Annotated in this window: 2 protein-coding genes; both read right to left on the minus strand. The window is 39.3% G+C overall.

Translation table 11 applies throughout. The features are described from left to right. Positions 1-127: 127 nt before the first annotated feature. Entirely contained in the window at positions 128-628 is a 501-nt protein-coding gene (locus DKT75_RS00010; protein ID WP_109821389.1) for a hypothetical protein, read from the minus strand. A gap of 113 nt (positions 629-741) precedes the next feature. Further along, positions 742-1182: a hypothetical protein gene (locus DKT75_RS00015; RefSeq protein ID WP_109821390.1), complete on the minus strand. Its 441-nt coding sequence runs from the start codon at positions 1180-1182 to the stop codon at positions 742-744. Between the last annotated feature and the right edge of the window lie 440 nt (positions 1183-1622).

Genomic DNA, 1622 nt, shown 5'->3' on the forward strand with positions numbered 1-1622 from the left:
CCTAAAAAAGTAGCACTTATTGCGTGTATGAGAAAGATGATTACCATCCTCAACACCATGGTAAAAAATGGTGAACGATGGAATGAAAAGTTAGCTTAAACGATTGACTTAGAACCACAGTCTCTTGTTAGCAATCATTTGAGCAACAAAATATGTAATGTTTTATATCATCAATAAGATCAAATGCTGAGTTGCCCATAATTTGTTCCATTTCTTTCATTCGTCTCGGTTGTTTTGGAGGATTGCTACCTGTCCAAGTGAACATATTACCCGATAACTCTTGAAATTTACCACCATGGGCTGAGACATTACGAAATTTCTGAGCATTTCGTAAACGTTGTATTATTGAGTCTTTCGATAATTCCAGATCTGTTTTTTCGGAGGGTCTTATATCTTCTAGTAATTTTTGAAACAGATTGATTTTTCCTTCAACAGATAGTGATAGTAAATACTCCAACCCAATTTCCTTTCTTTCAGGCAAGAATAAATTCTCAGTTAGAAAACTTGACATAACATCCTCAAAAAGACCTACAACGCTTATTAGATCTGAGTGCAGTGTCATTTCTGAAACTTCTATTTCAGACTTTTTAGGTGGATTATCTCGTGCGTCGTGTCTGGGGAAAGTCATATTTTATCTCTTGCTAACGCTCCAATAACTCGCACTATAGCCGATGGGCGTATGTTTGACAAAATTGGAGGCACGACAATTTACACATACGAACAGCGGGTATAGTGTCGAGTTTATTGGCTTGTTAAGTGGCCGGCACCACGTGACAACCCGTAACCACCGCCTAAACCCAATATAACTACCACCACTGCAAGCTCAATAGACATCTCTAGTTCATTCACCAATAGATCTTTTATTCCGTACGTTACTACTGAATAAAATAATGCGCCCCATGCAATAGTAATAACAAGGGAAAATAATATTATATTGGCTCTAGATACAATACGTTTTTTCAGTACGAAAGAAAGCGGCAACGCAACAAATACCAACCAGCCGATACCAATTACAAAACCTTGTAACAAAGCTGCCGATAGAAATAATAATACCCCCACCGCACCAAGATCTTTAATCACTAAATGTATTTCTCGAAAGCCTACAATAGCTAGAATTAGAATAGTTACTAAAGGAAATCCAAACGTAATTATATTGATAGCTGCTATTTTGTTTAGATTCATAGGTTTTTTACACTTAACGTTAAAGCATTTTATACCGAGTGCGGCAGCACTGGGGATAAATGTCTGGTTGAGCAAAACCGCGTACTACGGAGTCCCACACCTTATTATTAAGGGGATTGCTTTTCATGGTCTCACCTCGCCTTAAATGACTTATCTATTTTGGCCCATTAAACGACCAGACTCGTCGTCCAATTCAGTCTCATAGTAAGCCTATTCGTTTAAATATATCACAACATCTGCTGACTTTCTTCCCGTTTGAACCGTCAGACAACAGCGGCTTATCACCCATCCTTATGGATAGTGAGTCGACTGCTTAACGCCTAACCCTTTAGTCGTCAGCCATACTCTAGCTGCCAAGGGACGAGTCGATAACTGACTCGCAACATCCCTTGGCCACAACGACAGGGAATGCCTTCAAAGGCGTGGGGATGGGCTATTTT

Origin of the sequence: Leucothrix arctica (assembly GCF_003172895.1) — a bacterium.
GTDB classification, from domain to species: Bacteria; Pseudomonadota; Gammaproteobacteria; order Thiotrichales; family Thiotrichaceae; genus Leucothrix; species Leucothrix arctica.